Source organism: Curtobacterium sp. PhB128 (genome assembly GCF_004340725.1).
Classification (GTDB): domain Bacteria; phylum Actinomycetota; class Actinomycetes; order Actinomycetales; family Microbacteriaceae; genus Curtobacterium.
The window spans coordinates 411,151-437,040 of the sequence record NZ_SLUR01000001.1; the positions used below are offsets into that span (position 1 = coordinate 411,151).

25 protein-coding genes are annotated in these 25,890 nt (G+C 71.0%); 18 read left to right on the forward strand and 7 right to left on the reverse strand.

From position 1 onward, the window contains the following. The first annotated feature begins 93 nt into the window (after positions 1-93). The 9 genes from EDF23_RS01825 to EDF23_RS01865 all read left to right on the forward strand — a co-directional run bounded on the left by EDF23_RS01825 (position 94) and on the right by EDF23_RS01865 (position 10,435). Complete coding sequence (locus tag EDF23_RS01825) at positions 94-852, forward strand: HAD family phosphatase (RefSeq protein ID WP_235035824.1); 759 nt, start codon at positions 94-96, stop codon at positions 850-852. Beyond that, positions 849-1,955: a tRNA (adenine-N1)-methyltransferase gene (locus EDF23_RS01830; protein WP_235035825.1), complete on the forward strand. Its 1,107-nt coding sequence runs from the start codon at positions 849-851 to the stop codon at positions 1,953-1,955. Before EDF23_RS01825 ends, EDF23_RS01830 begins: the two co-directional genes overlap by 4 nt. Before the next feature lie 43 nt (positions 1,956-1,998). Next, the gene (locus EDF23_RS01835) at positions 1,999-2,925 is read left to right on the forward strand and encodes a hypothetical protein (RefSeq protein WP_131920149.1); all 927 of its coding nucleotides are present in this window, start codon (positions 1,999-2,001) and stop codon (positions 2,923-2,925) included. 71 nt (positions 2,926-2,996) lie between these two features. Further along, the gene (locus EDF23_RS01840; RefSeq protein ID WP_123294400.1) at positions 2,997-4,028 is read left to right on the forward strand and encodes a WYL domain-containing protein; all 1,032 of its coding nucleotides are present in this window, start codon (positions 2,997-2,999) and stop codon (positions 4,026-4,028) included. Beyond that, positions 4,021-4,992: a WYL domain-containing protein gene (locus EDF23_RS01845; RefSeq protein ID WP_123937905.1), complete on the forward strand. Its 972-nt coding sequence runs from the start codon at positions 4,021-4,023 to the stop codon at positions 4,990-4,992. The genes EDF23_RS01840 and EDF23_RS01845 overlap by 8 nt, the downstream gene beginning before the upstream one ends. Positions 4,993-5,141: 149 nt before the next feature. Beyond that, complete coding sequence (gene tatC / locus EDF23_RS01850; protein WP_111084003.1) at positions 5,142-5,894, forward strand: twin-arginine translocase subunit TatC; 753 nt, start codon at positions 5,142-5,144, stop codon at positions 5,892-5,894. After that, the gene (locus EDF23_RS01855; protein WP_123294401.1) at positions 5,891-8,335 is read left to right on the forward strand and encodes a DEAD/DEAH box helicase; all 2,445 of its coding nucleotides are present in this window, start codon (positions 5,891-5,893) and stop codon (positions 8,333-8,335) included. The genes tatC and EDF23_RS01855 overlap by 4 nt, the downstream gene beginning before the upstream one ends. A gap of 11 nt (positions 8,336-8,346) precedes the next feature. Beyond that, complete coding sequence (gene lnt / locus EDF23_RS01860) at positions 8,347-9,939, forward strand: apolipoprotein N-acyltransferase (RefSeq protein WP_243648777.1); 1,593 nt, start codon at positions 8,347-8,349, stop codon at positions 9,937-9,939. Positions 9,940-10,084: 145 nt separating this feature from the next. Then, positions 10,085-10,435, forward strand: a complete 351-nt coding sequence (locus tag EDF23_RS01865) for an RNA polymerase-binding protein RbpA (protein WP_111084006.1) — start codon at positions 10,085-10,087, stop codon at positions 10,433-10,435. 73 nt (positions 10,436-10,508) lie between these two features. On the opposite strand, the gene EDF23_RS01870 is transcribed toward EDF23_RS01865, so the two are convergent. Next, positions 10,509-11,735, reverse strand: coding sequence for an SPFH domain-containing protein (locus tag EDF23_RS01870; protein ID WP_131920151.1), 1,227 nt, complete (start codon positions 11,733-11,735; stop codon positions 10,509-10,511). Beyond that, a complete protein-coding gene (locus tag EDF23_RS01875) occupies positions 11,732-12,205 on the reverse strand; it encodes an NfeD family protein (protein WP_235035827.1) in 474 nt (157 codons plus the stop codon). The genes EDF23_RS01870 and EDF23_RS01875 overlap by 4 nt, the downstream gene beginning before the upstream one ends. 154 nt (positions 12,206-12,359) lie before the next feature. Between EDF23_RS01875 and EDF23_RS01880 the strand changes: the two genes are divergently transcribed. The 4 genes from EDF23_RS01880 to EDF23_RS01895 all read left to right on the forward strand — a co-directional run bounded on the left by EDF23_RS01880 (position 12,360) and on the right by EDF23_RS01895 (position 16,807). Further along, positions 12,360-13,121, forward strand: a complete 762-nt coding sequence (locus EDF23_RS01880; protein WP_131920153.1) for an SDR family oxidoreductase — start codon at positions 12,360-12,362, stop codon at positions 13,119-13,121. A 10-nt stretch (positions 13,122-13,131) separates the two neighbouring features. Then, positions 13,132-13,587 (forward strand): NUDIX domain-containing protein, encoded by a 456-nt coding sequence (locus EDF23_RS01885; RefSeq protein ID WP_131920155.1) that lies wholly within the window; start codon positions 13,132-13,134, stop codon positions 13,585-13,587. A 440-nt stretch (positions 13,588-14,027) separates the two neighbouring features. After that, positions 14,028-16,421 carry an excinuclease ABC subunit UvrA gene (locus EDF23_RS01890; RefSeq protein ID WP_131920156.1) on the forward strand — a complete coding sequence of 798 codons (2,394 nt, stop codon included), beginning with the start codon at positions 14,028-14,030 and terminating at the stop codon, positions 16,419-16,421. Between the two features lie 119 nt (positions 16,422-16,540). Continuing rightward, positions 16,541-16,807 carry a hypothetical protein gene (locus EDF23_RS01895; RefSeq protein ID WP_123294405.1) on the forward strand — a complete coding sequence of 89 codons (267 nt, stop codon included), beginning with the start codon at positions 16,541-16,543 and terminating at the stop codon, positions 16,805-16,807. A 93-nt stretch (positions 16,808-16,900) separates the two neighbouring features. Here EDF23_RS01895 and EDF23_RS01900 read toward each other — a convergent pair whose 3' ends face one another. Next, positions 16,901-17,800 (reverse strand): shikimate dehydrogenase, encoded by a 900-nt coding sequence (locus EDF23_RS01900; protein ID WP_123937913.1) that lies wholly within the window; start codon positions 17,798-17,800, stop codon positions 16,901-16,903. Between the two features lie 95 nt (positions 17,801-17,895). On the opposite strand from EDF23_RS01900, the gene EDF23_RS19080 reads away from it, so the two are divergent. The 3 genes from EDF23_RS19080 to EDF23_RS01910 all read left to right on the forward strand — a co-directional run bounded on the left by EDF23_RS19080 (position 17,896) and on the right by EDF23_RS01910 (position 19,496). After that, positions 17,896-18,051, forward strand: coding sequence for a hypothetical protein (locus EDF23_RS19080; protein ID WP_159571359.1), 156 nt, complete (start codon positions 17,896-17,898; stop codon positions 18,049-18,051). Between the two features lie 172 nt (positions 18,052-18,223). After that, positions 18,224-18,796, forward strand: a complete 573-nt coding sequence (locus tag EDF23_RS01905) for a dihydrofolate reductase family protein (protein ID WP_279388191.1) — start codon at positions 18,224-18,226, stop codon at positions 18,794-18,796. A 76-nt stretch (positions 18,797-18,872) separates the two neighbouring features. After that, positions 18,873-19,496 carry a hypothetical protein gene (locus EDF23_RS01910; protein ID WP_131920160.1) on the forward strand — a complete coding sequence of 208 codons (624 nt, stop codon included), beginning with the start codon at positions 18,873-18,875 and terminating at the stop codon, positions 19,494-19,496. Between the two features lie 13 nt (positions 19,497-19,509). On the opposite strand, the gene EDF23_RS01915 is transcribed toward EDF23_RS01910, so the two are convergent. After that, the gene (locus EDF23_RS01915) at positions 19,510-20,541 is read right to left on the reverse strand and encodes an alcohol dehydrogenase catalytic domain-containing protein (protein WP_131920161.1); all 1,032 of its coding nucleotides are present in this window, start codon (positions 20,539-20,541) and stop codon (positions 19,510-19,512) included. A 91-nt stretch (positions 20,542-20,632) separates the two neighbouring features. On the opposite strand from EDF23_RS01915, the gene EDF23_RS01920 reads away from it, so the two are divergent. Then, positions 20,633-21,082 (forward strand): GNAT family N-acetyltransferase, encoded by a 450-nt coding sequence (locus EDF23_RS01920; RefSeq protein WP_123938006.1) that lies wholly within the window; start codon positions 20,633-20,635, stop codon positions 21,080-21,082. A gap of 16 nt (positions 21,083-21,098) precedes the next feature. On the opposite strand, the gene EDF23_RS01925 is transcribed toward EDF23_RS01920, so the two are convergent. Continuing rightward, complete coding sequence (locus tag EDF23_RS01925; protein ID WP_131920163.1) at positions 21,099-21,779, reverse strand: SDR family NAD(P)-dependent oxidoreductase; 681 nt, start codon at positions 21,777-21,779, stop codon at positions 21,099-21,101. A 102-nt stretch (positions 21,780-21,881) separates the two neighbouring features. Between EDF23_RS01925 and EDF23_RS01930 the strand changes: the two genes are divergently transcribed. Next, positions 21,882-22,718, forward strand: coding sequence for a helix-turn-helix transcriptional regulator (locus EDF23_RS01930; RefSeq protein WP_123294411.1), 837 nt, complete (start codon positions 21,882-21,884; stop codon positions 22,716-22,718). Positions 22,719-22,727: 9 nt separating this feature from the next. Here the strand turns inward: EDF23_RS01930 and EDF23_RS01935 are convergent, their stop codons facing one another. Both EDF23_RS01935 and EDF23_RS01940 read right to left on the reverse strand, forming a co-directional pair. Continuing rightward, positions 22,728-24,629 (reverse strand): ABC transporter ATP-binding protein, encoded by a 1,902-nt coding sequence (locus tag EDF23_RS01935; RefSeq protein ID WP_131920165.1) that lies wholly within the window; start codon positions 24,627-24,629, stop codon positions 22,728-22,730. A 31-nt stretch (positions 24,630-24,660) separates the two neighbouring features. Further along, entirely contained in the window at positions 24,661-25,881 is a 1,221-nt protein-coding gene (locus EDF23_RS01940; RefSeq protein WP_131920167.1) for a beta-ketoacyl-[acyl-carrier-protein] synthase family protein, read from the reverse strand. Between the last annotated feature and the right edge of the window lie 9 nt (positions 25,882-25,890).

The following is a 25,890-nucleotide window of genomic DNA, read 5'->3' on the forward strand; positions in this document are numbered from 1 at the left end:
GGACACGATGCAGGCATCCACTGTAGGCCCCGGCGACGCCCGCGGGCATGCCCGTCCGCGCCCAGCGGAACGGCCCCGGTAGACTCGTCGCCCGTGACCGCGCATCCTCCTGCCCTCGTCCCGCCCGCAGCCGTGCTGTGGGACATGGACGGCACGATCATCGACACCGAGCCGATCTGGCAGCGCTCCCAGGTCGACCTGACGAACCGCTACGGCGCCGAGTGGACCCACGAGGACGGCCTGTCCCTGGTCGGCTCCGGCCTCGAGCGCTCCGGCGAGCTCCTGCGCGCCAAGGGCGTCGACATGGAGGTCGAGGAGATCATCCAGTGGATGACCGACTACGTGATGGAGCACCTGCGCGCGGGTGAGCTGCCGTGGCGCCCGGGAGCCCGCGAGCTCGTCGAGGAGCTCCACGCCCGTGGCATCCCCACCGCGCTGGTGACGATGTCCCGCCGCAAGATGGCACTCGTCGCCGCCGAGGCACTGGGCGAGCGCGGGTTCCGCGTCGTCGTGGCCGGTGACGACGTCGACCGTCCGAAGCCGTACCCGGACGCCTACCTCTCCGCCGCCGCCCAGCTCGGCGTCGAGCCGACCGCGTGCGTCGCGATCGAGGACTCCGCCACCGGCGTCGCCTCGGCCGTCGCCTCCGGCGCCGTCACGGTCGCCGTGGAGCACATCGTCCCGCTGTCCGAGATCGCCGGCGGTGACGTGCACCTGACCACCCTGTCGGGTGTCGACGTCGACCGCCTGGTCGAGTTGACGGGGCCGGCGCTGGCCGCGCGCGCTGCCGTGACGGGAGGCCCGGCTCCTGACCCGGCGCACGCTGCGGACACCGAGGGAGTCACCCGATGAGCCACACCGACGACCCGACAGCGGCCCTGCCGCACACCGCCGGAGGCGCACCCCACACGCCCCCGCGTGGCCCGTTCCGGGCCGGCGACCGCGTGCAGCTCACCGGCCCGAAGGGCAAGCTCACGACGCTGTCCCTCGAGACCGCCGGCGAGTACCACACGCACCGCGGGGTCCTGCGGCACGACGACGTCATCGGCCAGCCCGACGGCTCGGTGATCCGGGCCAGCACGGGCGACGAGTACCTCGCGCTCCGTCCGCTGCTCAACGACTACGTGATGTCGATGCCGCGCGGTGCCGCCATCGTCTACCCGAAGGACGCCGCCCAGATCGTGGCGTTCGCGGACGTCTTCCCGGGCGCCCGGGTGGTCGAGGCCGGCGTCGGTTCCGGTGCCCTCTCCCTGTTCCTGCTGCGGGCGATCGGTCCGACGGGGCAGCTGCAGTCCTTCGAGCGTCGCGAGGAGTTCGCCGCGATCGCACAGGGCAACGTCGGCACGTTCCTCGGCGCCGTCCCGGACAACTGGTCGGTGACCGTCGGCGACCTGGTCGAGGAGCTGCCCGGCGCCGTCGACGAGCAGAGTGTCGACCGCGTGGTCCTCGACATGCTCGCGCCGTGGGAGTGCGTCGACGCCGCAGCCGACGCCCTCGTGCCCGGCGGGCTCATCGTCTGCTACGTCGCGACCGTCACCCAGCTGTCCCGCACGGCCGAGGCCCTGCGCGACACCGGCCGCTTCACCGACCCGATGCCGAGCGAGACCCTGGTGCGCACCTGGCACGTCGAGGGGCTCGCCGTCCGACCGGACCACCGCATGGTCGGGCACACCGGGTTCCTCATCACGGCCCGTCGTCTCGCTGACGGCACCGTCCTGCCGAACCTGAAGCGCCGCGCGGGCAAGGTCGAGTTCTCCGACGAGGACATCGAGGCCTGGACCCCCGGCGCCGTGGGCGAGCGCGCGACGAGCGACAAGAAGCTCCGCAAGGTCGCACGGCAGTCGGCGGCGCAGGCCCGCAAGGTCGCCGCTGCCGAGGCCGGGTCCGCAGCCGCCGCTGCCGAGGGGTCCGAGCCGGTCAGCGACGCGTCCGAGCCGACCGACGGCGAACGGTAGGCTGACGGACGTGCCCGTCCTGCATCGAACGGAAAGAGGGTCCGTGCGCACCATCCCCGCACTCCTGGTCACCATCGGTCTCGTGGCGTCGCTCACGGCGTGCGCCTCGAACGGCGCCGGCACCACCCCCTCGAGCTGCGCCGCACCCGGTGCGGCCTCCGAAGCGGTGACCGCCACCGGCGCGTTCGGCAAGGAGCCGAAGGTGTCGATCCCGAGCGGACTCACCACGAAGGGCACGCAGGTCTCCGTCCTGGAGCAGGGCGACGGCCGCACGATCGACGACGGCACCCCCGTCCTGATCGAGTACACGCTCGTCGACGGCGCCACCGGCGAGGTCGCGCAGACCAGCGGGTACTCCGGGCAGACGGCTCCGATCACCGCCGGTGCGAGCAACTACGGCGCCCTCGGCGAGTCGCTCGAGTGCGCGCAGGTCGGCGACCGCCTGGCCGTCGCGCTGCCGAAGAGCGCCCTGAGCAGCTCGGACACCAGCGCGACCACCGACAGCGGCTCGTCGACGAAGACCGAGGACGCCGTCATCGCCGTCATCGACGTCAAGCGGGCCTTCGACGCCCGCGCGACCGGCACCCCGCAGCTCGCCGGCGACAAGATGCCCGCCGTCGTGCTCGCACCGTCCGGTGCACCCGGCATCACGATCCCGTCGTGGAACGCGCCGAAGTCGAACGAGACGCACCTGCTCCGCAAGGGGTCCGGTCGCGTGCTCACCGCCAAGGACACCGCGGTCATCAAGTACACCGCCGTGACGTGGGGCGCTGACCCGTCCGTGGCCGGCTCCAGCTGGACCGACGGCTCGGGTGCGCAGACCGTGCCGCTCACCAAGGGGCAGGTCGACGAGGGCGTTCGCAACGCCATCGTCGGGCACCACGTCGGCGACCAGGTCCTGGCCGTCGTGAACCAGCAGGGCACCGCCTACGCGTACGTCATCGACGTGCTCGGAGCGATGTCGAGCTGACGCTTCCACACCGTCCACCGACCGCGGCGCGGGTGCACTCCGGTGCACCCGCGCTGCCGTAGGATCGCCTCGTGCCAGCGACCCGTGTGCCCCGTGTGCCCGCAGAGGAGCGGCTGTTCAGCCTCGTGCTCGCGCTGCTCTCGACGGAGTCCGGGCTGACCAAGGCGGAGATCCTGACCAACGTGCAGGGCTACCGCCAGCGGTTCACGCCGGGTGGGGACAACGCCTCGCTCGAGCGGCAGTTCGAGCGAGACAAGGACGACGTCCGCGAGCTCGGCATCCCGCTCGAGACCATCGAGACGCCGGGTGCCGCCGGCAACAACCAGACGCTGCGCTACCGGATCCCGAAGGGCGAGTACGACCTGCCCGTCGATGTCCGCTTCACCCCGGACGAGTCCGCCCTGCTGTCGCTGGCCGCCATGGCCTGGCGCGAAGGCGCCCTGTCCGCTGACTCACGTCGCGGGCTGCTGAAGGTGCGGTCCGCGGGCTCGGAGGACGACGACGGCGCACTCCAGCTCGGCGTCGACGCGTACGCCCCGCGACTCCGGGCCCGCGACGCAGCGTTCGAGCCGCTCCGCTCCGCCCTCGACCGCGGTGCCGCCGTCCGGTTCGACTACATCACCCCGGGCCAGCACGAGGCCCGTCGTCGCGAGCTCGCCCCGCTCGCCCTGGTGCAGCACGGCGGCCGCTGGATGCTCGCCGCCCACGAGTTCGCCACGGACTCGGACAAGAACTACCTGCTCTCACGCATCGTCGGACCCGTCACGCAGTACGACGTCGGGCAGCACACCGCCCCGGTGGGCGCGGGGGAGCGCACGCTCGCCGAGCTCGAACGGATCTGGTCCGCCCGCACGGCGCGCATCGCGGTGACCCCCGGCTCCGACGCCGAGCGGCGGCTCGCCCGCCGTCGTGACACCGAGACCGACGCCGACGGCGCACTCGTGCTGCACCACGTCGACCCGCAGATCCTGGCCGAGGAACTCGCGGCGTTCGGACCCGAGGTCCGGGTGCTCGAGCCGGAGGACCTGCGGCTGCGCGTGGTCGAGCGGCTCCGTGCGCTCGTGCGCGACCACAGCGACGGAGAGGAGTCCGCCCGTGGCTGACGCCCAACCCCTGCAGGCGCAGGACAAGCTCGCCTTCCTGCTCGCCCTGGTGCCGTACCTGATCGACCGCGAGCGTGTCTCGGTGGCCGAGGCCGCGCGCCACTTCGGTGTCCCCGAGGCCCGCATCCGTCGAGCCGTGGAGCTCATCGCGGTGTCGGGGGTCCCCGGCGAGACGATGCAGTACCAGCACGGCGACCTGTTCGACATCGCCTGGGACGACTTCGACCAGAACGAGATGATCGTCCTGACGAACCTCGTCGCCATCGACGACTCGCCACGACTGTCCGCGCGAGAAGCTTCGGCGCTCATCGCCGGGCTGCAGTACCTCTCCGCGCTGCCCGAGGCCGCTGACCGCGATGCCATCCGAGCACTCATGGCGAAGCTGTCGCGCGGTGCTGGCGGTGCCGCGTCGACGGTCGCGGTCGGGCAGGACCTGCACGACGTCGCGCTCGCCACGATCCGTCGTGCGATGGCCGGCGGCCGCGGGTTGTCCTTCGAGTACGCCGGTCCGCGCACCCAGGGCGGCACCCGTCGGGTCGACCCGCTCCGGGTCGAGTCGATCGACACGGACTGGTACCTCCGCGCCTGGGACCTCGACCGGCAGGCGCTCCGGACCTTCCGCCTCGACCGGATGTCCGGTGCACGCGTGGACGACCGTGCGGTGGAGAAGTCGGCCGACCAGGTGGTGATCCCGGACACGCTGTTCCAGCAGTCGGCAGAGGACGTCATCGTCACCGTCGAGCTCGACTCGTCGTCGCTGCCGCTCGTGGCCGACTTCCTCGCCGACACCGCGGACGCCCCTGACGCCGAGGCACGCGTGCGGATCCGGCTCGCGGCGTCGAACGGCTTCGACGGCGTGGTCCGGCTCGTCGCGGGGCTGCCCGGCCGTGCCGTGGTGCTCGACCCGCCTGCCGCGCGGGACGCGGTGCGGGACTTCGCCGCCGCCGCCCTCGCCGCCGGCTGACCGGGCCGGCTGGCCGCCTCTGCATGTGCGTTCGCACGGAGCGCGCCGAACTGTCGGTCCCCACCCCGTAGGATCGACCCATGGCTTCGACGACCGCGCGCGGGCGAGCGAGGCGGCAAGGGCGCCGTGACAACGACGCCGAAGGCCGCATGTCGCTCGGGCAGCACCTCATCGAGCTGCGCAACCGCCTGTTCCGCGCAGTGATCGCCGTGGTCATCGCCGCGGTCGGTGGATGGTTCCTGACGCCGTTCGTGCTGGACTCGCTCCGGGCACCGGTGGCCGAGCTCGCCAAGGTCGGCGGGCACACGGCCGAGCTGAACTTCCCGATGATCACGGGCGCGTTCGACCTCAAGCTGCAGATCGCGATCACGATCGGCATCGTCATCGCCAGCCCGGTCTGGCTCTACCAGATCTGGGCGTTCATCGTGCCCGCCCTGGTCCGGCGCGAGAAGCAGTACGTGTGGGGCTTCCTCGGCACCGCGATCCCGCTGTTCTTCGCCGGGTGCTACTTCGGGTGGTACATCCTGCCCCACGTGGTCGGCATCCTCGGCAGCTTCGTGTCGAGCCAGGACACCTCGATCGTCGACGCGAAGGCGTACTACGACTTCGTCATCAAGCTCATCGTCGCGGTCGGCATCGCGTTCGTGCTGCCGGTCTTCATCGTGCTGCTCAACTTCGTCGGCGTCCTGTCGGCGGCGGCGATCATCAAGTCCTGGCGCATCGCGATCCTGTGCATCCTGGTCTTCTGCGCGATCGTCACGCCGAGCGCCGACGTCATCTCGATGTTCCTGCTGGCCGTCCCGATGGTGGTGCTCTACATCGCCGCGTGCGTCGTGGCCTGGTTCCACGACCGCAGGGTGGCGAAGAAGCAGGCCAAGCTCGACGAAGAGTACGGCCTGTGACGGGCGCGGACCTCAGCGCGGCCGAGCGCTTCGCCGCCGCCAAGGTCCGGAACCGCTCCCGCAACCTGGAGCTGTTCCGCGCCGACCTGCGTTTCGACCTCGACCCGTTCCAGTTCGCCGCCTGCGACGCGCTCGACCAGGGCCGCAGCGTCCTCGTGGCCGCGCCGACCGGTGCCGGCAAGACGATCGTGGCCGAGTTCGCGATCTGGCTGGCGATGCGGCAGCCGACGGCGAAGGTGTTCTACACGACGCCGATGAAGGCCCTGAGCAACCAGAAGTACGCCGAGCTGGTCGAGGTCTACGGCGAGTCCGAGGTGGGCCTGCTCACCGGTGACACGAACGTGAACCCGCGGGCGCGGGTCGTCGTGATGACGACCGAGGTCCTGCGGAACATGATCTACGCCGACTCCGACCTGCTCGACGACCTGGCCTGGGTCGTCCTCGACGAGGTCCACTACCTGGCCGACCGGTTCCGCGGTGCGGTGTGGGAAGAAGTGATCCTGCACCTGCCGACCGAGGTCCGGCTGGTCTCGCTCAGCGCCACGGTCTCCAACGCCGAGGAGTTCGGCGACTGGCTGCAGACGGTCCGCGGCGACACCGACGTCATCGTGTCGGAAGACCGCCCGGTCCCGCTCGAGCAGCACGTCCTGGTCGGTTCGAAGATGGTCGACCTGTTCGACTCCAGCGGTGCGGCGGCGACGAACCGCGTCAACCCGGAACTGCTCCGCATGGTCGGCGGTGCCTCGCGCAGCGAACGGCACGGCGGCGGCCACCGTGGCGGACGAGGGCGTGGGGGATACCACGACCGCCGTGGGCCGCGTACCGAGAAACTGCACCGCGAACGCATCGCACACATGCTCGACGAGCGGATGCTGTTGCCCGCGATCTTCTTCGTGTTCAGCCGCGCCGGGTGCGACCAGGGCGTCCGCAACGTCCTGCGCTCCGGCCTGTCGCTCACCACGGTCCCGGAGCGCAACGAGATCCGCGAGACCGCGGAGTACCACTGCCGCACCCTGCCGGACGAGGACCTCGCCGTCCTCGGTTACTGGGAGTTCCTCGAGGGCCTGGAGCGCGGGGTCGCCGCGCACCACGCCGGCATGCTCCCCGCGTTCAAGGAAGTGGTCGAGAACCTCTTCCAACGCAAGCTGCTCAAGGTGGTGTTCGCCACCGAGACCCTCGCGCTCGGTGTGAACATGCCCGCACGCACGGTGGTGCTCGAGAAGCTCGAGAAGTTCAACGGCGAGGCCCGTGTCCCGATCACCCCGGGGGAGTACACCCAGCTCACCGGGCGTGCCGGACGCCGTGGCATCGACGTCGAGGGGCACTCGGTCATCCAGTGGACCGACGGCCTCGACCCGCAGGCCGTCGCCTCGCTCGCCAGCCGACGCACCTACCCGCTGAACTCGTCGTTCAAGCCGACGTACAACATGGCCGTCAACCTGATCGACCAGTTCGGGCGGCAGCGCACGCGTGAGGTCCTCGAGACCTCGTTCGCGCAGTTCCAGGCCGACCGGTCCGTGGTCGACCTGGCCCGCAAGGTCCGCTCGCAGCAGGAGTCCCTCGAGGGCTACCGCGAGGCCATGCAGTGCCACCTCGGCGACTTCACCGAGTACTCGACGCTCCGCCGCGAGCTCTCCGACCTCGAGCGCACGAACGTGCCCGGTGGGCGCGAGGCCTCGCACGGCGCACGGCAGGAACGGCAGGCCGCGATCACGGCGGTCCGTCGCCAGATGCAGCGGCACCCCTGCCACGCCTGCCCCGACCGCGAGGCGCACGCCCGTTGGGCGGAGCGCTGGTGGAAGCTCAAGCGCGTCAACGACAAGCTGCTCCAGCAGATCCGGTCCCGCACCGGTGCCGTGGCGACCACGTTCGACCGGGTCACGGACGTGCTCCTGCAGCTCGGCTACCTCGTCGACGCCGGCAACGGCGAGGCCACCGTGGCCGCTGGTGGTCGCCGCCTGCAGCGCATCTACGGTGACCGCGACCTGCTCGTCGCCGAGTGCCTCGAGGCGGGCGTCTGGAAGGACCTCACGCCGGCGCAGCTCGCCGCGATGGCCGCCACGATCATCTACCAGCCCCGCCGCGACGACGCCCCCGGCACCGAGCACGCACTGCCGCGCGGCGCGTTCCGTCCGGCGCTCGACGAGACCCTGACGATCTGGTCGCGCCTCGACGACATCGAGCGCGACGCCCGTCTGGCCGGGTCGGTGCCGCCCACTCCGGCGATGGCGGTCGGCATGTTCCGCTGGGCCTCCGGCTCGGCCCTCGACGACGTCCTCCGCACCCTCGACCTGCCCGCCGGCGACTTCGTCCGCTGGTCGAAGCAGGTCATCGACCTGCTCGACCAGATCCGGAACGCCGGTGACGACGACCTCGCCCAGACCGCCCGACGTGCGACCGACGCGGTGCGCCGCGGCATCGTCGCCTACGCCGCGGTCTGACGGGAGGCACGGTGCGGGTTCCGGAGACCGGTGTGCGCGGGGTGCCCGCGCGCGTGGGCCGCGGCGCGGTCACGGACGGCCCGTTCGCGGCGCTCCCGCTGGGCAGCGCGCTGCCCCTGGCCGTCATCGGCGGGCTGCTCTTCGCGCTCGCGTTCCCGTCGCCCGGTTGGTGGTTCCTGGCCTTCCCGGCGCTGGCCTGCATGCTCCTCGCGGCTATGGGGCAACGCGCCCGCAGGGCCGCGTGGCTCGGCTACGTGGCCGGTGCCGCGTTCTGGATCCCGGCCATCTCGTGGGCCGGGCGCTACCTGGGGCCCGTCCCGTGGTTCGCACTGGCGTTGTTGGAGGCCGCGTTCTTCGCCCTCGGCAGCGTCGCGATCGCCCTCGCGTACCGCTGGGTCGCGCGCGTGGTGCCCTCGACCGCCGGACGCGTGTGGGGCCTCCCGGCCGTGGTCGCCGCACTGTGGACCGGACGCGAGTGGTTCTCCGGGAGCTGGCCGTACGGCGGCTTCGCCTGGGGGCGCGTCGGCCTGTCGCAGTCGCAGGGGCCGTTCACCCACCTGGCCGCGTACGTCGGCGTCCTCGGGGTGACGTTCGTGGTCGTCTACTGCGTCGCGGTCGTCGTGTCGCTCGCCCTCGTGTCCCCGCGGGCGCCGGGCGCGACCCTGCGGCTGCCGGTCCGGGTCGCGACGGCCGGGTTGCTGGTCGCCGCCGTGCTGGCGGTGCCGGCCTGGCCGACCGCGACCTCCGGCACCATCCGGATCGAGTCGGTGCAGGGCAACGGGCCGGCGGGGTACTTCGACCGTGCTGCGCCGGGCGAGGTCCTGGCGGCGCAGGTCGCGGCGACCGACGTCGAGGCGAAGGACGTCGACCTCGTCGTCTGGCCCGAGGCCTCCGCCGAGTTCGACCCGCGCCAGCAGCCCGTGATCGCGTCGTCGCTCGACGCCGTCGTCGACTCGGTCGGTGCGCCGCTGGTCGCCGGAGCCATCACACAGACGCCGTCCGGGGTGCTGCACAACACGTCGTTCGTGTGGACCGCCGACGGCTGGCAGTCGTCCTACGACAAGAAGCGCCCGGTGCCCTTCGGCGAGTACGTGCCGGACCGGTGGTTCTTCTCGAAGCTCGCGCCGTCCCTGATCGGCCTGCTGCAGCGTGACTACACGCCGGGCACGAAGCCGAACGTCCTGCCGGTGGCGGGGATCAAGGCGGGGATCGCGATCTGCTTCGACATCGTCGACGACGGGCTGACCCGCGACATGGTGCGCGGGGGAGCGCAGGTGATCCTCGCGCAGACGAACAACGCGGACTTCTCCGGCACCGACGAGAACCTGCAGCAGCTCGAGATCGCCCGGATGCGGGCGATCGAGACCGGCCGGTCCCTCGTCAACATCTCGACCGTCGGCGCCTCGCAGGTCATCGACCCGTCCGGACGCACCATCGACCGGGTCCCCGAGTACACCGCGACCTCGATGGTGACCGACGTGCCGCTCGGTACCTCGACGACCCCGGCGTCGCTCGCTTCGGGGTCGATCGCGTTGTTCCTGTCGCTCGGCGGGCTCCTCGTGCTGCTCGCCTGTGCACCGTGGGGACGTCGCAAGCGCTCCTGATCCGCCGGCGCGTCCCTGTGCTTCCGAGGCTGTGATCCTGCGCATCGGGGCCATGCACTGGGAACGGACTGTGAATGCGCCCAGTCGGGAACGACGGGGCGTGGGACAGTGTTGTGGAGGGCAGACGAGCGAGAGGAGCACACACATGGCTGATCGGAGTCTCCGCGGCATGCGGCTCGGGAGTCAGAGCCTCCAGAGCGAAGAGGGCGTCGAGCTCTCGGACCGCAAGCGCGCGGTCTACCAGACGGATTCGGGGGAGACCTTCGACATCGTCTTCTCCGCTGACGCAGACGTGCCCCAGACCTGGTCGGAGCCACGCTCCGGCCGCGAAGGACGCCTGCTCGGTGACGACGGCATCCCCGTCGAGGTCGCAGCAGAGGACGTCAAGGCGCCCCGCACCCACTGGGACATGTTGCTCGAGCGTCGTTCGCGCGAGGAACTCGAGGAGCTCCTCGAAGAGCGCCTGCAGGTCCTCCGTGCACGACGCGGTGCCTGACGCCACCACCTGACGAACGACGATGCCCGCCCCGGTTCCCCGGGGCGGGCATCGTCGTTCGTGGTGGTGCGGGTCAGCGTCGGCCAGAGCCGTCGCTGGTGCGGTGCCCCGACGCTTCGTCGTTCGGGTGCTGCGCGGCGTCGACCTGCGGAGCCGGTGCGTCGTCGACCTTCTCGGCGGTCGCGTCGTCGGCGGCTGCGAGGTGCGCGTCGACGCTCCGGTTCGACTCGGCCAGTCGTGCGTCGAGGTCGGACTCGGGGACGATGTCCGCGGCGGTGGCGTCCGCACGCGGCATGGTCGTGCCGGCGGACCCGGCAGCGGCGGTGTTCGCCAGGCTCTCGTTCGCGAGCTTGGAGATGCGGGAGAGGAAGTCCCCGCCCGAGCCGGCGCCGGCGACCGGGCCGCTACCACTGCGTCCGCCGGAGAAGCCCTTCGCGATGCCGGACAATGCCTCGGTGAACTCGCTCGGGATCATCCAGAGCTTGTTCGCGGTGCCCTCGGCGATCTTCGGGAGCATCTGCAGGTACTGGTACGAGAGCAGCTTGTCGTCGGGGTCACCGGTGTGGATCGCCTCGAAGACCGTGGCGATGGCGGAGGCTTCACCCTCGGCGCGGAGCACCTGGGCCTTGGCGTCACCCTCGGCCGCGAGGATGGCGGCCTGCCGCTGCCCCTCGGCCTCGAGGATCTGGGACTGCTTGGTGCCCTCGGCCTGCAGGATCGCGGCACGACGGCTCCGCTCGGCACGCAGCTGCTGCTCCATGGCGTCCTGGATGGACACGGGCGGCTCGATCGCCTTGAGCTCGACACGGCCGACGCGGATGCCCCACTTGCCGGTCGCCTCGTCGAGCACGACGCGGAGCTGACCGTTGATGTTGTCGCGGCTGGTCAGGGCCTCTTCGAGGTTGAGGCCACCGACGACGTTGCGGAGCGTGGTGGTGGTGAGCTGCTCGACGGCGCCGAGGTAGTTCGCGATCTCGTAGGTCGCCGCGCGGGCGTCGGTGACCTGGAAGTACACGACGGTGTCGATGGAGACCACGAGGTTGTCCTCGGTGATCACCGGCTGCGGCGGGAACGACACGACCTGCTCGCGCATGTCGAGCAGGGGCCGCAGGCGGTCGATGAACGGGACGAGCAGGTTCAGGCCCGGCGAGAGGGTCTTGTGGTACTTGCCGAGGCGTTCCACGATGCCCGCGGTGGCCTGCGGGACGATGCGGATCGCCTTGGCCAGGACGACGATCACGAAGATGACGACGACGAGGATCAGGACGAGCAGTGCGATCGTCCCGGGTGTGATGGTCACGAGGTGGCCCTTTCTGCGAGGCGCACGACCGCGGTCGACCCCTCGATCGACTCGACGACCACGGGGGTGCCGAGTGGCGGTGTGCGGTCGATGGCGCCCACGGCGAACCGTGCGCTCCAGGTCTCGCCGTTGGCCAGGCGGACCTGACCGGGAGCAGATGATGTGAACGCGACGGCGACGGTGCCGGGGAGCCCGATGAGCCCCTCGATGTTCGTGCGGTGCGGGTCCGCGCCGCGGCCGAGCATGAGCAGCAGGCGCGGTCGCACGAGCGACAGCAGCACGAGCGCGAGCACGGCGGAGATGATGGCGGACAACCACCACGGGGCGCCGAGCAGCGCAGCGATCAACCCACCGGCGGCTCCGGCCGCGAGCATGATGAAGATGAAGTCGAGGGTGAAGATCTCGACCACTCCCAGCAGCAACACCAGTCCGATCCAGACGATGGTCTGGATCCAATCGATTCCGTTCACGCGATCTCCCTCCCTCGGTCGCGCGCCGTGGCTCGCAGCGTCGCGACGGCCGGTACAACTCCGTTCAACATATCAGGAGGGTCGGTCGGCCGTGCAGGCGATTGGTAGGCTCGGTGCGGCCGACCGGCCGGAACACGACCTGGAGAACACGACTGTGAGCAACCCCCTCGCCCCCGGATCCCTCACCGACACGCGCGCCGTCGTCACCGGCTCGTCGCGCGGCATCGGCGCCGACACCGTCGGGTACCTGGCCGAGGCCGGCGCCAAGGTCGTCGTGAACTACCGCAACAAGGCAAAGCGCGCCGAGCAGATCGCCGAGAAGGTCGTCGCAGCCGGTGGCTCCGCCCTGGCGATCGGCGCCGACCTGACCGAGCACGAGTCGGTGCAGGCGCTCGTCGACACCGTCGTGCAGGAGTGGGGCGGCATCGACCTGCTCGTCCTGAACGCTTCGGGCGGCATGGAGTCCGGCCTCGGCGAGGACTACGCGCTCCGCCTGAACCGCGACGCGCAGGTCGACATGCTCCAGACCGCCGTGCCGCACATGCCCGCCGGGTCGCGCGTCGTCTTCGTCACGAGCCACCAGGCCCACTTCGTCGAGACCGCCGAGACGATGGACGAGTACGTCCCCGTGGCCAAGAGCAAGCGCGCCGGCGAACTCGCCCTGCGTGAGCTCATCCCGCAGCTCGGGGCCGCCGGCATCGAGTTCGTCGTCGTCTCCGGCGACATGATCGAGGGCACGATCACCGCGACCCTGCTGAACCGCCTGAACCCCGGCGCGATCGAGGGCCGCCGGCAAGAGGTCGGCAAGCTCTACAGCGTGTCGGAGTTCGCGGCCGAGATCGCCCTCGCTGCGATCGAGCCGATCCCCGCCGACCACACCAAGCTCGTCGGCGACGTCAGCGGCTTCGTCGGCTAGCGTCGGGCGGGTGACTGCCAAGCCCGGCCTGCGCCGAACCTCCCGCATCATCCTGCTCGACCCCGAGGGTCGCGTGTTCCTGATGGACACGAACTCGCCGTCGTCGGACGGTGCACACCGGTGGATCACGCCGGGTGGCGGGGTCGACCCCGGCGAGGACCACCGCGACGCGGCGATCCGCGAGCTGCGCGAGGAGACCGGCATCGTCATCGACGACCCGGGCGAGCCCGTCTGGTCCTGGGACTTCACCGTCGAGTGGGACCTCGCCGACCACGACCGCGGCCACAGCGAGTTCTACGTCGTGCGCACCCCGGGCTTCGAGTTGTCGGACGCCGAGTGGACGGACGACGAGCGGGTCGACATCCTCGCGTCGCGCTGGTGGACCGCCGATGAGCTCGACGCCACCGACGAGCCGTTCGAACCGGCGGAGCTGCCGGAGCTGGTGCGTCGGTTGGCCGTGAGCTGACCCGGCCGTCGCCTGACTCGGCCGTCGTCTGACCCGGCCGTCGTCTGCACGGTGCCGGCTCCGTCGGCCGGTGCGGGGTTGGTGGCGTGGTGCGCGCTTGTGGCGCTGCACGGTGCGCGGAACCGCGCACGGGGTGAGAAGGTGCGCACGGTGCTGACGGGAGGCGCGGTGCGGGCCTGACCCGTGCCTCCCGTCCGGTGGTGGGTTGCGTCCAACGCACGGTGCCGGGTCCGTCGGCCGGCGCGGGGTTGGTCGCGTGGTGCGCGCTTGTGGCGCTGCACGGTGCGCGGAACCGCGCACGGGGTGAGAAGGTGCGCACGGTGCTGACGGGAGGCGCGGTGCGGGCGTGACCCGTGCCTCCTGTCCGGTGGTGGGTTGCGTCCAACGCACGGTGCCGGGTTGTCTTGTCGGTGTCGGTACCCGTCGGTACGCTGATCGACATGCATACCAGTTCCGGCGACGACGGCGTTCCGAGCCGGAGCGTGCACGCCGCTGACGGCCACGACCGGATCCGCGTGCGCGGTGCTCGCGCCAACAACCTGCAGGGGATCGACGTCGACCTGCCGAAGCGTCGACTCACGGTGTTCACCGGTGTGTCCGGGTCCGGCAAGAGCTCGCTCGTGTTCGGCACCGTCGCCGCCGAGTCGCAGCGGATGATCAACGAGACGTACAGCGCCTTCGTGCAGGGCTTCATGCCGTCGCTCGCACGACCCGACGTCGACCTGCTCGACGGCCTGACCACCGCGATCGTCGTCGACCAGGAGCGCATCGGCGCCGACCCGCGGTCGACCGTCGGCACCGCCACCGATGCGAACGCGATGCTGCGCGTGCTCTTCAGCCGTCTGGGCGACCCGCACGTCGGTGGTCCGAACGCGTTCTCGTTCAACCTGGCGACGGTCACCGCCGGGGGAGCGATCACCGTGCAGAAGGGCAAGGACGCCAAGGCCGAGAAGGTCTCGTTCACCCGGCTCGGTGGCATGTGCGCCGACTGCGAGGGGCGCGGACTCGTCAACGACATCGACCTGACGCAGCTGTTCGACGACTCGAAGGCGCTCGGCGACGGGGCGATCACGATCCCCGGCTACGGCACCGACGGGTGGAACGTCCGGATGTACGCGGAGTCCGGGTACTTCGACAAGGACACCCCGATCCGCGACTTCACCGAGCAGGAGCGCGCCGACTTCCTGTACCGCGAGCCCACGAAGCAGAAGATCGCCGGCATCAACATGACGTACGAAGGGCTCGTTCCCCGGGTGCGCCGCTCGATGCTGCAGAAGGACCGCGAGGCGATGCAGCCGCACATCCGCGCCTTCGTCGACCGTGCGGTGACCTTCACGACGTGCCCGGCGTGCGGTGGTACCCGGCTGAACGACATCGCCCGCTCGTCGAAGATCGGCGGGAAGAGCATCGCCGACGTCTGCTCGATGCAGATCACCGACGTCGTGCCGTGGCTGCGGGCCATCGACGACCCTGGCGTCGCGCCGCTGCTCGACGGCCTCCGCGACCTCCTCGAGTCGTTCGTCGAGATCGGTCTCGGCTACCTCTCGCTCGACCGCCCGACCGGCACGCTGTCCGGGGGAGAGGGGCAGCGAGTCAAGATGGTGAAGCACCTCGGGTCGTCCCTCAGCGACGTCACGTACGTCTTCGACGAGCCGAGCACCGGGTTGCACCCGCACGACATCGAGCGGATGAACGGCCTGCTGCTGCGGCTGCGTGACAAGGGGAACACCGTGCTCGTGGTCGAGCACAAGCCCGAGGTGATCGCGATCGCCGACCACGTCGTCGACCTCGGCCCGGGCGCCGGCTCCGGTGGCGGGACGCTCTGCTACCAGGGCCCGGTGCAGGGGCTGCGGGGGAGCGGGACCATCACCGGTCAGCACCTCGACGACCGCGTCTCGGTGAAGACTGCCGTCCGCCGGTCCGACGGGGCGATCGCGATCCGCGGTGCGTCGGCGCACAACCTGCACGACGTCGACGTGGACGTCCCCACCGGGGTGCTCACCGTCGTGACGGGTGTCGCCGGGTCCGGCAAGAGCACGCTGATCCACGGGTCGCTCGCGCATCGCGAGGGTGTCGTCGCCATCGACCAGAGCGGGATCCGTGGCTCCCGGCGCAGCAACCCGGCGACCTACACCGGGCTGCTCGAACCGATCCGCAAGGCGTTCGCGAAGGCCAACGGCGTGAAGCCCGCGCTGTTCAGCGCGAACTCCGAGGGTGCGTGTCCCGCGTGCAACGGCGCCGGTGTCGTGTACACCGACCTCGGGATGATGGCGGGCATCGCCACCCCGTGCGTGGAGTGCGACGGCAAGCGGTTCGACCAGTCGGTGCTCGGCTACCAGCTCGGCGGCAAGGACATCAGCCAGGTCCTGGGCATGTCCGTCGCTGAGGCCGTGGCGTTCTTCGCCGATGGTCCTGCCGCGCTGCCTGCTGCGCACACGATCCTGGCGCGCCTGGCCGACGTCGGACTCGGGTACCTGACCATCGGGCAGCCGCTCACGACGCTGTCGGGCGGAGAACGGCAGCGGCTCAAGCTGGCGACCCACCTCGGCGAGCGTGGCGGCATCGTCGTGCTCGACGAACCGACCACCGGACTGCACCTGGCGGACGTCGCCCAGCTGCTCGGGCTGCTCGACCGCTTGGTGGACTCGGGCAAGACCGTCGTGGTGATCGAGCACCACCAGGCCGTGATGGCGCACGCCGACTGGATCATCGACCTCGGGCCCGGCGCGGGGCACGACGGCGGCCGGATCGTGTTCGAGGGCACGCCCGCCGACCTCGTCGCAGCCCGCTCGACACTGACCGGCCAGCACCTGGCGACCTACGTCGGCGCCTGAAGCAGGGGACAGGTTCGTGCACGGAACCTGAACGTTGCCGGTGCGATTCGGATAGCGTTTGATCGACGCTCACGATCGGCTACCCGGCCTGGATCGGCGTCCTGATCGAAGGAGCTCCCATGTCCAACCCCGGCAACGCGCCCGCTCAGTCCAACACCTTCGGTGTCGTCTCCCTGGTGCTCGGCATCGTCGGCGTCGTCGGCGGCATCTTCATCGCCCTGATCGGCATCATCGCCGGCATCATCGGGCTCGTGCTCGGCATCCTGGCGCGCAAGCGTGGGGGCAGCCGCGGCACCGTCCTCGCCGGCATCATCCTGTCGGCCGTCGCGATCGTCATCGGCATCGTCGGCTACATCCTGACGGCGGTCATCCTCACCCAGTCGTGATGGAGCCCGTTCGCGGGCGCACTCGGTGCGTCCGCGGGCGTGCATCGTGAGCAGAAGAGGTCGAGTCCGTCATCCGGACTCGACCTCTTCTGCTCACCCGATGGCTTCGCGCCCGGTCCGGTCACCGGCGGTTCGCCCTTCGGCGAGGAACCCGGTGAAGGCGGCGCGCACACGGTCGAGGTCCGGCTCGAGCCCGGTGATGTGTCGGAGGCTCGCGACCGCCTGCCCGACGGCCATCCAGCCACCGTCGACCACCCGGCATCCGGCCGCACGTGCCGCCCGGACGAGCGGCGTCTCGAGCGGGAAGTAGACGGCGTCGGAGACCCAGGCGCCTCGGGGGAGCAGCGCGGGGTCGAAGGCCTGCCGCGGGTCGTCGTTCATGCCGAGCGGTGTCGCGTTGACGGCTCCGTCCGCCGTCGCGAGCACCTCGTCGGCATCGGTCATCGCCAGGACGCGGGCGTCGACGGGGGAGTCGGGCGGTGGCTCGAGCGTCGCGACGAGGGCCTCCGCGCGGCCGACGTCCGCATCGACGACGTCGAGCCGCCGGACACCGAGTCCGACGAGCGCGTGGGCGATCGCCGAGCCGGCACCACCGGCACCGAACTGCACGACGTGCTGCCCGGCGACCGATCCGAGACCGCGCTCCACGGCGATCCGGAAGCCGGTCTCGTCGGTGTTGTACCCGATGCGGCGGCCGTCGCGGAACAGCACGAGGTTGACCGCACCGATCCGGACAGCCCGCGGGTCGAGCGCGTCGAGCAACGGGACGACGGCCTGCTTGCAGGGGTGCGTGACGTTGACCGCGCGGTACCCCTCGGCCTCGGCGGTGGCGAGCAGTTCCGGCAGATCGGCAGCAGTTCGGCCCAGCACGTCGAGGTCGAGCAGGCGGTACTCGTAGTCGAGTCCGAGCACCCGGCCCTCTGCTTCGTGCATCAGGGGAGTCAGCGACCGCTGCAGTCCGGCGCCGATCAGCCCGACGAGCGTGTGCGGCATCGTTCCTCCTGTGGCGTCGACCGGCCATCCGACAGTAGCGCGCCGTGCACGGAGTCCCGACACGTCATCAGCGCGGTGGGCGTACCGTCCGGCGCATGAGCTACAGCCAGCCAGACCCAGCCGAAGAGACCACCCAGAGCGAGACACCGGAGCAGCCGGACACCGACCAGGAGAACCTGGAAGAACAGGGCGGTGAGCCGGCGGCGCTCGAGATCGACGCCGACGACGTCCCGACGAAGCCTGTCGACTGACACTGTCGCCCGGCGATGTGCTTCGTGAGCAGGAAAGGTCGGGTCCGCGCGTGGGACCCGACCTTTTCTGCGCAGGAAGTCCTTGGTGCCGCTTGTGAGCGTGCGCCGATAATGCATATTATGTCAACTCAGATTCGGACAGGGGCTCCCCGTGCGTGAACTCGTGCTGAAGATGTCGATGTCGTTGGACGGCTTCGTGGCCGTTCCCCGAGCTGAATCGGACTGGATGTTCCGCGGCGGGAGTCCGGACTCGATGGCCTGGGTGCTCGGCGTCGTCGCTGGTGCGGGCGTGCACGCCTTCGGCCGCAAGACCTTCGAGTCCATCTCAGGTTTCTGGCCGACGGCACCCGGGCCGATCGCCGAACCGATGAACCGGATCCCCAAGGTCGTCTTCACCACGCAGCGAGACTTCGATCCGCGAACACTGGCAGTCACCGACCCCGAGTCCCCCGCGGCGGCGACCTGGACGGGTGCACGCGTCGCCGCCGGACCGCTCGAAGCCGAGGTGACGGCGCTGAAGCAGGAGTCGGGTGGGTACGTCCTCGCGCAGGGCGGGACGGAGTTCGGTCGCAGCCTGGTCCGGGCCGGTCTGGTCGATGAGTACCGGCTGGCAGTCCTGCCTGTTGCGCTCGGGTCAGGCGATGGCGTGTTCGCCGCTCTGACGGGCGAGCTGGATCTCGAACTGATCAGTTCTCGAGCCTTCGCAGGCGGCGCGCTCGGGCTGGTCTACCGACCGAAGCGCTGAGCAGTTCAGACGGCGACGTCGTCTGAGCGTCGAGCCGCTCGGACACTGACGGGGTCTCGTGCGTAGCGTCTCCACCATGAGCCTCAGCGATGCCCAGATCGGCCGGAACCTCCGGGGCGTCCGCGAACGACTGGCCGGCTCTGATCAGGACGACCTGGCGTTCCGGATGCGGCTGCGCGGCTGGCACTGGGACGCCGCGACCGTGGAGTCGGTCGAGGACGGCGCACGTCCCCTGCTCCGGTCCGAAGCCGAGGACCTCGTGGGGGTCCTCGGGTACTCGGACGCTTTCCTGACGGCCGAGAGCGACGCCGAGCACGAGGCGGACATCGCTGATCAGATGGTCCAGCGAGCCGAGGGGCACCTGCGGCAGGCGACGAAGTGGTGGCACGAGGTCGCGGACCGCTACCGGGTGTCGGGGTTGACTCCCCCGACCGACATCGACTCCGTGGTCGCCGAGGCGCATCGTGCCCACCAGGCCCCTGACGCTGCGCTGGGGGTCCCGACGATCGAAGATCGCACCACGTTGGCGGACTGGGCGAACCGACCGGAACGGCCCGTACACCCGCTCGACGCGATCGAGGTCGGCGTGCCGTGGACGGACGAGCAGATCGCGATGCAGCTCGACCACGCTCTGCGCGAGGCATCGGACGCCGTCCGGTACGCCACCGTGCAGCTGCTCCGCGTCAGCGCAGACGCCTAGGAGACCGCGGCGGTCAGAAGACGGCGACGGTCATCCCGGTCGACGTGGCGGGACGGTCCATGGCGACGATCGCCCCGGGCAGATCGTCGAAACCGATCGTCCGACCGATCGAGTCGTCCGGACGCAGTCGCCCGGTGACGACGTCGGCGAGCATCGCCGCGTACTCCCCCACGGAGATCCCGTGGCTGCCGAGCAGTTCGAGCTCGTCAGCGATGACGCGGCCCATCGGGATCACCGGCTCGGCCTCGTCGTCGAGCAGCAGGCCGACCTGCACGTGGCGTCCCCGAGGGCGCAGGGAGGCGACCGCTGCGACGGAGGTCGCTCGGCTGCCGAACGCGTCGATCGAGACGTGCGCGCCGCCGTCGGTGCGAGCGCGGACCGCGGCGACTGCCGCTCCGTCCATCGGCACGGTGACGGCGCCGAGTGCCGCGGCACGTTCGAGCGCCGCCGGCGAGACGTCCACCGCGACGACCTGTGCGCCCGCCGCGACCGCGACGATGATCGTCGACAGACCGACGCCGCCGCAGCCGAACACGACCACCCACTCCCCTGCTGCGACCCGACCTCGGGCGTGCAGGGCGTGGTACGCCGTCCCGAACCGGCACCCGAGTGCTGCGGCCTCGGCGAAGCCCACGGCGTCCGGGAGCGCGACCACGTTGACGTCGGCGTGCGGGATGACGACCGACTCGGCGTGGGAACCGGGCAGCGTGAACCCGGGTTGCTGCTGGCGCGTGCACACCTGGGTGGCGCCGTCGACGCACTCCGGGCACGTCCCGCAGGCGAACACGAAGGGTGCGGTCACCCGGTCACCGACCGACACCCGGGTCACCGCGTCCCCGACGGCCGTGACGACACCGGCGAACTCGTGCCCGGGGACGTGCGGCAGCGAGACGGAGTCGTCGTGCCCCTTCCAGGCGTGCCAGTCACTGCGGCACACCCCGGTGGCCGCGACCCGGACGACGACACCGCGGTCCGGTGCCACCGGATCGGGCAGGTCGACGATCGACGGGGCGGATCCGAACTGGTCGTACTGGACTGCGCGCATCCCGCCATCGTCCCAGACGGTGGTGCCGCGTTGTCCACAGGCGACGGATTGGCCGTTGCCCGCCGATGGCGACCGCCGGTTCACTGGTCCCATGGACGAACCGACCGCACTGCACTTCTCCGCCGACCCCGCCGACCTCGACGTCGACCGCGTGCACCGCTGGCTCAGCGAGCAGTCGTACTGGGCACGGGGTCGCAGTCGTGCCACCCAGGACGCGATCATCGCCGGGTCCCGCAACTTCGGCGTCTACGACACAGCGACGGGTGCGCAGCTCGGGTACGCCCGGGTGATCACCGACGGGGTGACGTTCGGCTGGCTGGCCGACGTCTTCGTCGATCCGGACGCTCGTGGCCGTGGTGTCGGCGTCGCCCTCGTGCAGGGCGTGACCGAGGCGATCGAGCCACTCGGGTTGAAGCGGTTCGCTCTGTTCACCGCGGATGCGCACGGACTGTACGAGCGGTTCGGGTTCCGTCCGCTCCCCGACCCGGAAGGCTGGATGATGCGCCCCGGGCCGGGGTTCGGCGCCGACGTGCACGACTGAGCCGGACGCCGTGACCTCAGTACTCGACGCGGCCGTCCCGGTTGTGGAACTCCCCCGTGGGCCCGTCCGGCCCGACGGTGGCGAGCGCGACGGTCGCGTCCGTGCCCTCGGTGATCGTCTGGTGGCCACCGAACCCGTTGAACTCGGTGGCGGTGTACCCGGGGTCGCTGACGTTGACGCGGAACCCCGGCAGGTTCTTCGCGTACTGCACGGTCAACGCGATCACCGCGGCCTTCGACGCGGCGTAGGGCACCGCCGGCACCGCGTACTCGTCGTGGCCCGGGGTCGTCAACCAGCGGGCGAACCCGACGCCCGAGGCGACGTTCACGATCACGGGGTGGTCGGATGCCCGCAGGAGCGGGAGTGCTGCCTGTGTGACCCGGACGATGCCGGTGACGTTGGTGTCGAGCACGGCGGACATCGCGGCGGCGTCGAGGTCGTCGACGCCGAACGACGTCCCGAGGATGCCGGCGTTGTTCACGAGCACGTCGAGGACGGGGATGGTCGCGATCGCTGCGTCGATGCTGTCCTGGTCGGTCACGTCGAGCTGGACGACCTCGGCGCCGAGGGCGCGTGCTCCGTCGCCCGTGGCGGGGTCGCGCATGCCGGCGTACACGGTGTGGCCCGCGTCGACCAGGCGGCGGACGGTCTCGAGCCCCAGGCTGCGGTTGGCGCCGGTGATGAGTGTCGTTGTCATGCCCCCACTCTCCGCCCGAGTGGCTGACTCCCCCAGGCACCGTGCGACGGTGGGACCAGCAGTACCAGGACGGACAGGAGGCGCGGGGCCAGGATGGTGGGCATGAGCGAGTTCGCGAGTGTGTTGCGTTCCTGGCGCGACCGCGTCCGTCCCGAAGAGGTCGGCCTGCCGGCCGGGCCCGGTCGACGGACCCCGGGGCTCCGTCGCGAGGAGCTCGCCGCGCTCGCCGGGGTGAGCGTCGACTACGTCGTCCGGCTCGAGCAGGGCCGCGCGCTGAACCCCTCACCCCAGTTGCTCGGCGCGCTCGCCACGGCGCTCCGGCTCACCGCGGCCGAGCGCGACCACCTGTGCCGGGTCGCGGGCGTCGCTCCCCCGTCGCTCCAGGTCGTCCCACGGCACATCACCCCCGGGGTGCAGCGGCTCGTCGACCGGCTCGGCGACGTCCCGATCGCGGTGTTCACGGCGACGCACGACATCGTGCTGTGGAACGACCTGTGGGCTGCGCTGAACGGTGACCCCTCGCGGGCCGTCGGCATCGAGCGCAACCTGGTGTGGCGGCACTTCATGCACGCGCACGACGGTGTCGAGTGGGACGACGAGCACCAGGAGGAGTTCTCGAGCGACCTCGCAGCGGACCTCCGGCAGGCATCCGGCCGCTACCCCGCCGACCGCGACCTGGCCGAACTCGTCGCGCGGCTGCGCCGGGAGTCACCCGAGTTCGAACGCCGCTGGGACACCGGTCGCATCGCCGAGCACCGGGCGAGCCGCAAGCAGGTGCACACGCCCGTCGGCCCGATCGAGATCGACTGCGACGTGCTGACGGTCCCGGGCGGCGACCTGCGGATCGTCGTCTACACCGCGGTCCCCGGAACCGAGGACGCCGCGAAGCTCGACCTGCTGCGGGTCACCGGCCTCCAGCAGTTCACGACGGCGCCGTGACCTGAGGAACTAGCTCTCCCGCAGCGCTTCCTCGTCCGCCGCGACGTCCTTCTGCACGGCGAACTGGGTCCGGTGCAACTCCTCGTACCGTCCGCCGACGGCCAGCAGTTCCTCGTGGGTCCCACGCTCGACGATCGAGCCGTCCTCGACCACCAAGATCAGGTCCGCGCTGCGGATGGTCGACAGTCGGTGGGCGATCACCATCGCAGTCCGCCCCTCGAGCGCCTCGCTGAGCGCAGCCTGCACGGCCGCCTCGGATGTCGAGTCCAGCGCCGCGGTGGCCTCGTCGAGGATGACGACGCGCGGCTGGGCGAGCAGGAGCCTGGCGATGGTCATCCGCTGGCGCTCGCCGCCGGACAGCCGGTAGCCGCGCTCGCCGACCATCGTGTCCAGCTGGTCCGGCAGGGAGCGGATGAGCGGTTCGAGCCGCGCGCGCCGGACGGCGTCCCACACTTCGTCCTCGGTCGCCTCGGGCCGTGCGAGGCGCAGGTTGGAGCGGATGGTCTCGTGGAACAGGTGGCCGTCCTGCGTCACCATCCCCATGGTGTGTCGCATGGAGGCGAACGTGACGTCGCGGACATCCGATCCCGCCAGGCGGACGGCGCCGCTGTCGACGTCGTACAGGCGGGAGAGCAGCTGCGCGATCGTGGACTTGCCGGCCCCGGAGGTGCCGACGAGGGCGACGGTCTGCCCCGGCTCGATCCGGAACGAGACGCCGTGGAGCACCTCGTCACCGCCGCGGGTGTCCAGCGTGGAGACCTCCTCGAGTGAGGCGAGGGAGACCTTGTCCGCCGAGGGGTAGGCGAAACGGACGTCGTCGAACTCGACCGCCACCGGGCCGTCGGGGACGGTGCCGGCGTCGGGCTTCTCCTGGATGAGCGGTTCGAGGTCGAGGACCTCGAAGACGCGCTCGAAGCTGACCACCGCGCTCATGATCTCCACCCGGGCGTTCGCGAGGCTGGTCAGCGGCGCGTACAGGCGGGTGAGCAGGAGGGCCAGCGTCACCACGTCGCCCGTGTTCAGCTGGCCACCGAGTGCGAGGGCGCCGCCGACCCCGTAGACGAGCGCGAGCGCGAGGGCGGAGACCAGGGTGAGGGCGGTCACGAAGACGAACTGCAGCAGGGCACTCCGCACCCCGATGTCGCGGACCCGGGCGGCGCGGACGCGGAACTCCTCCGCTTCCTCGTCGGGCCGGCCGAACAGTTTCACGAGGGTGGCGCCGGGCGCGGAGAAGCGCTCGGTCATCTGCGTGCTCATGGCGGCGTTGTGGTCGGCGGCCTCGCGACGCAGCGCGGCGAGGCGGCTGCCCATGCGCCGCGCGGGGACGAGGAAGATCGGGAGCATGACGATCGCCAGGACCGTCACGAGCCAGGACGTGCTGAGCATGACGGTCAGGGTGAGGATCAGCGCCACGAGGTTCGTGACCACGCCGGACAGCGTGCCGCTGAAGGCCTGCTGCGCGCCGATCACGTCGTTGTTGAGGCGGCTGACGAGGGCACCGGTCCGTGTGCGGGTGAAGAAGGCGATCGGCATCTTCTGCACGTGGTTGAAGACGGCGGTCCGGAGGTCCAGGATCACGCCTTCGCCAATGCGTGCCGAGAACCAGCGCGTGGCGAGCGACACGCCTGCGTCGCCCACGGCGACCAGGGCGATGACGACCGCGAGCCAGGTGATCGTGCTGAGCGCGCCCCGGGCGACGATGACGTCGACCACCCGGCCGGCGAGCACCGGTGTCGCGACCGCGAGGACCGCGCCCACGACGGAGAGGACGATGAAGACCACCAGCTTGGCCCGGTAGGGCACTGCGAACGTCATGATCCGCCGCACCGACTCGCGCGAGATGCCGTGCTTGCCGTCCTTGGCGGTCGAGATCTTGTACAGCGAGCTCCAGGCCACGCCTTCCATGCTCATGGCAGTCAGGATACGTCGGTCCCCGTGTCCCTCAGACCGCGGTGAACACCAACGAGGCGTTCTGCCCACCGAACCCGAACGAGTTGTTCAGCGCCGCACGCATGGTCGCAGTCCGAGCCGTCGCCGCCACCACGTCCAGGTCGATCGCCGGGTCCTGGTGCTGCAGGTTCAGCGTCGGCGGCACGACCCCGGTCTCGAGTGCCCGGACCGTCAGGATCGCCTCGACTGCTCCCGCCGCACCGAACATGTGCCCGATGGCGCTCTTCGGCGCGGTGACGAGCGCACCGGTCCCGACAGCACGACCGATCGCCGCTGCCTCACCGACGTCCCCGACCGGGGTCCCGGTCGCGTGCGCGTTGACGTGGTCGATGTCCGCACCGGTGAGCCCGGCCATCCGGATCGCCGCCGTCATCGCGCGCTCCTGCTCGCTGCCGTCCCCGAGCGGGGCGGTGATGTGGAACGCGTCTGACGTGATCCCCCACCCGGCAAGCGTCCCGTGCGACCGCTGTGCGCGGGCGGCGGCGTGCGAGGCCCGTTCCAGGACGACGAACCCGGCACCCTCGCCGAGCACGAACCCGCGGCGGTCGGCGTCGAACGGTCGCGACAACGTGGTGGGGTCGTCACCGTCGGGCTTCGCGAGGGCCTGGGACTGCGCGAACGAGGCCATGGTGACCGGGGTGACCGCCGCTTCGGTGCCGCCCGCGATGACGACGTCGGCCTCCCCGGTGACGATGAGCCGCGCGGCCGTCGCGATCGCCTCGGCACCGGACGCGCACGCCGAGACGGTCGTGTACGCACCGGCGCGGGCGCCGTACTCGATGCTGATCTGCGCCGCGGCCCCGTTGGCCATGAGCATCGGGACGGTCCGGGGCGACACCCGACGCGCGCCCGAGGCGCCGAGCACGTCGTGTGCATCGAGCAACGTCTCCACTCCCCCGATGCCGGTCCCGACGACGACGGCCAGGCGGTCGCCGTCCACCGCGGGCGCGCCGGCGTCGGCCCAGGCCTCGCCGGCGGCGACGAGCGCGAGCTGCTGGCTGCGGTCGAGTCGGTTCGTACGGACGCGACCGAGTGCGGACTCGGCGTCGAGTGCTGCGTCGGCGCCGACCATGATCGGCACCCGTTCCCAGAGCTGCCCGTCGCGGTGCAGCTCGTGCACGCCGGAGCGTCCGGCGACCAGGGCGTCCCACAGCGGCGCGACGCCGTGGCCGAACGGTGAGACCGCGCCGTAGCCGGTGATGGAGATGTCCACGAGTGCTCC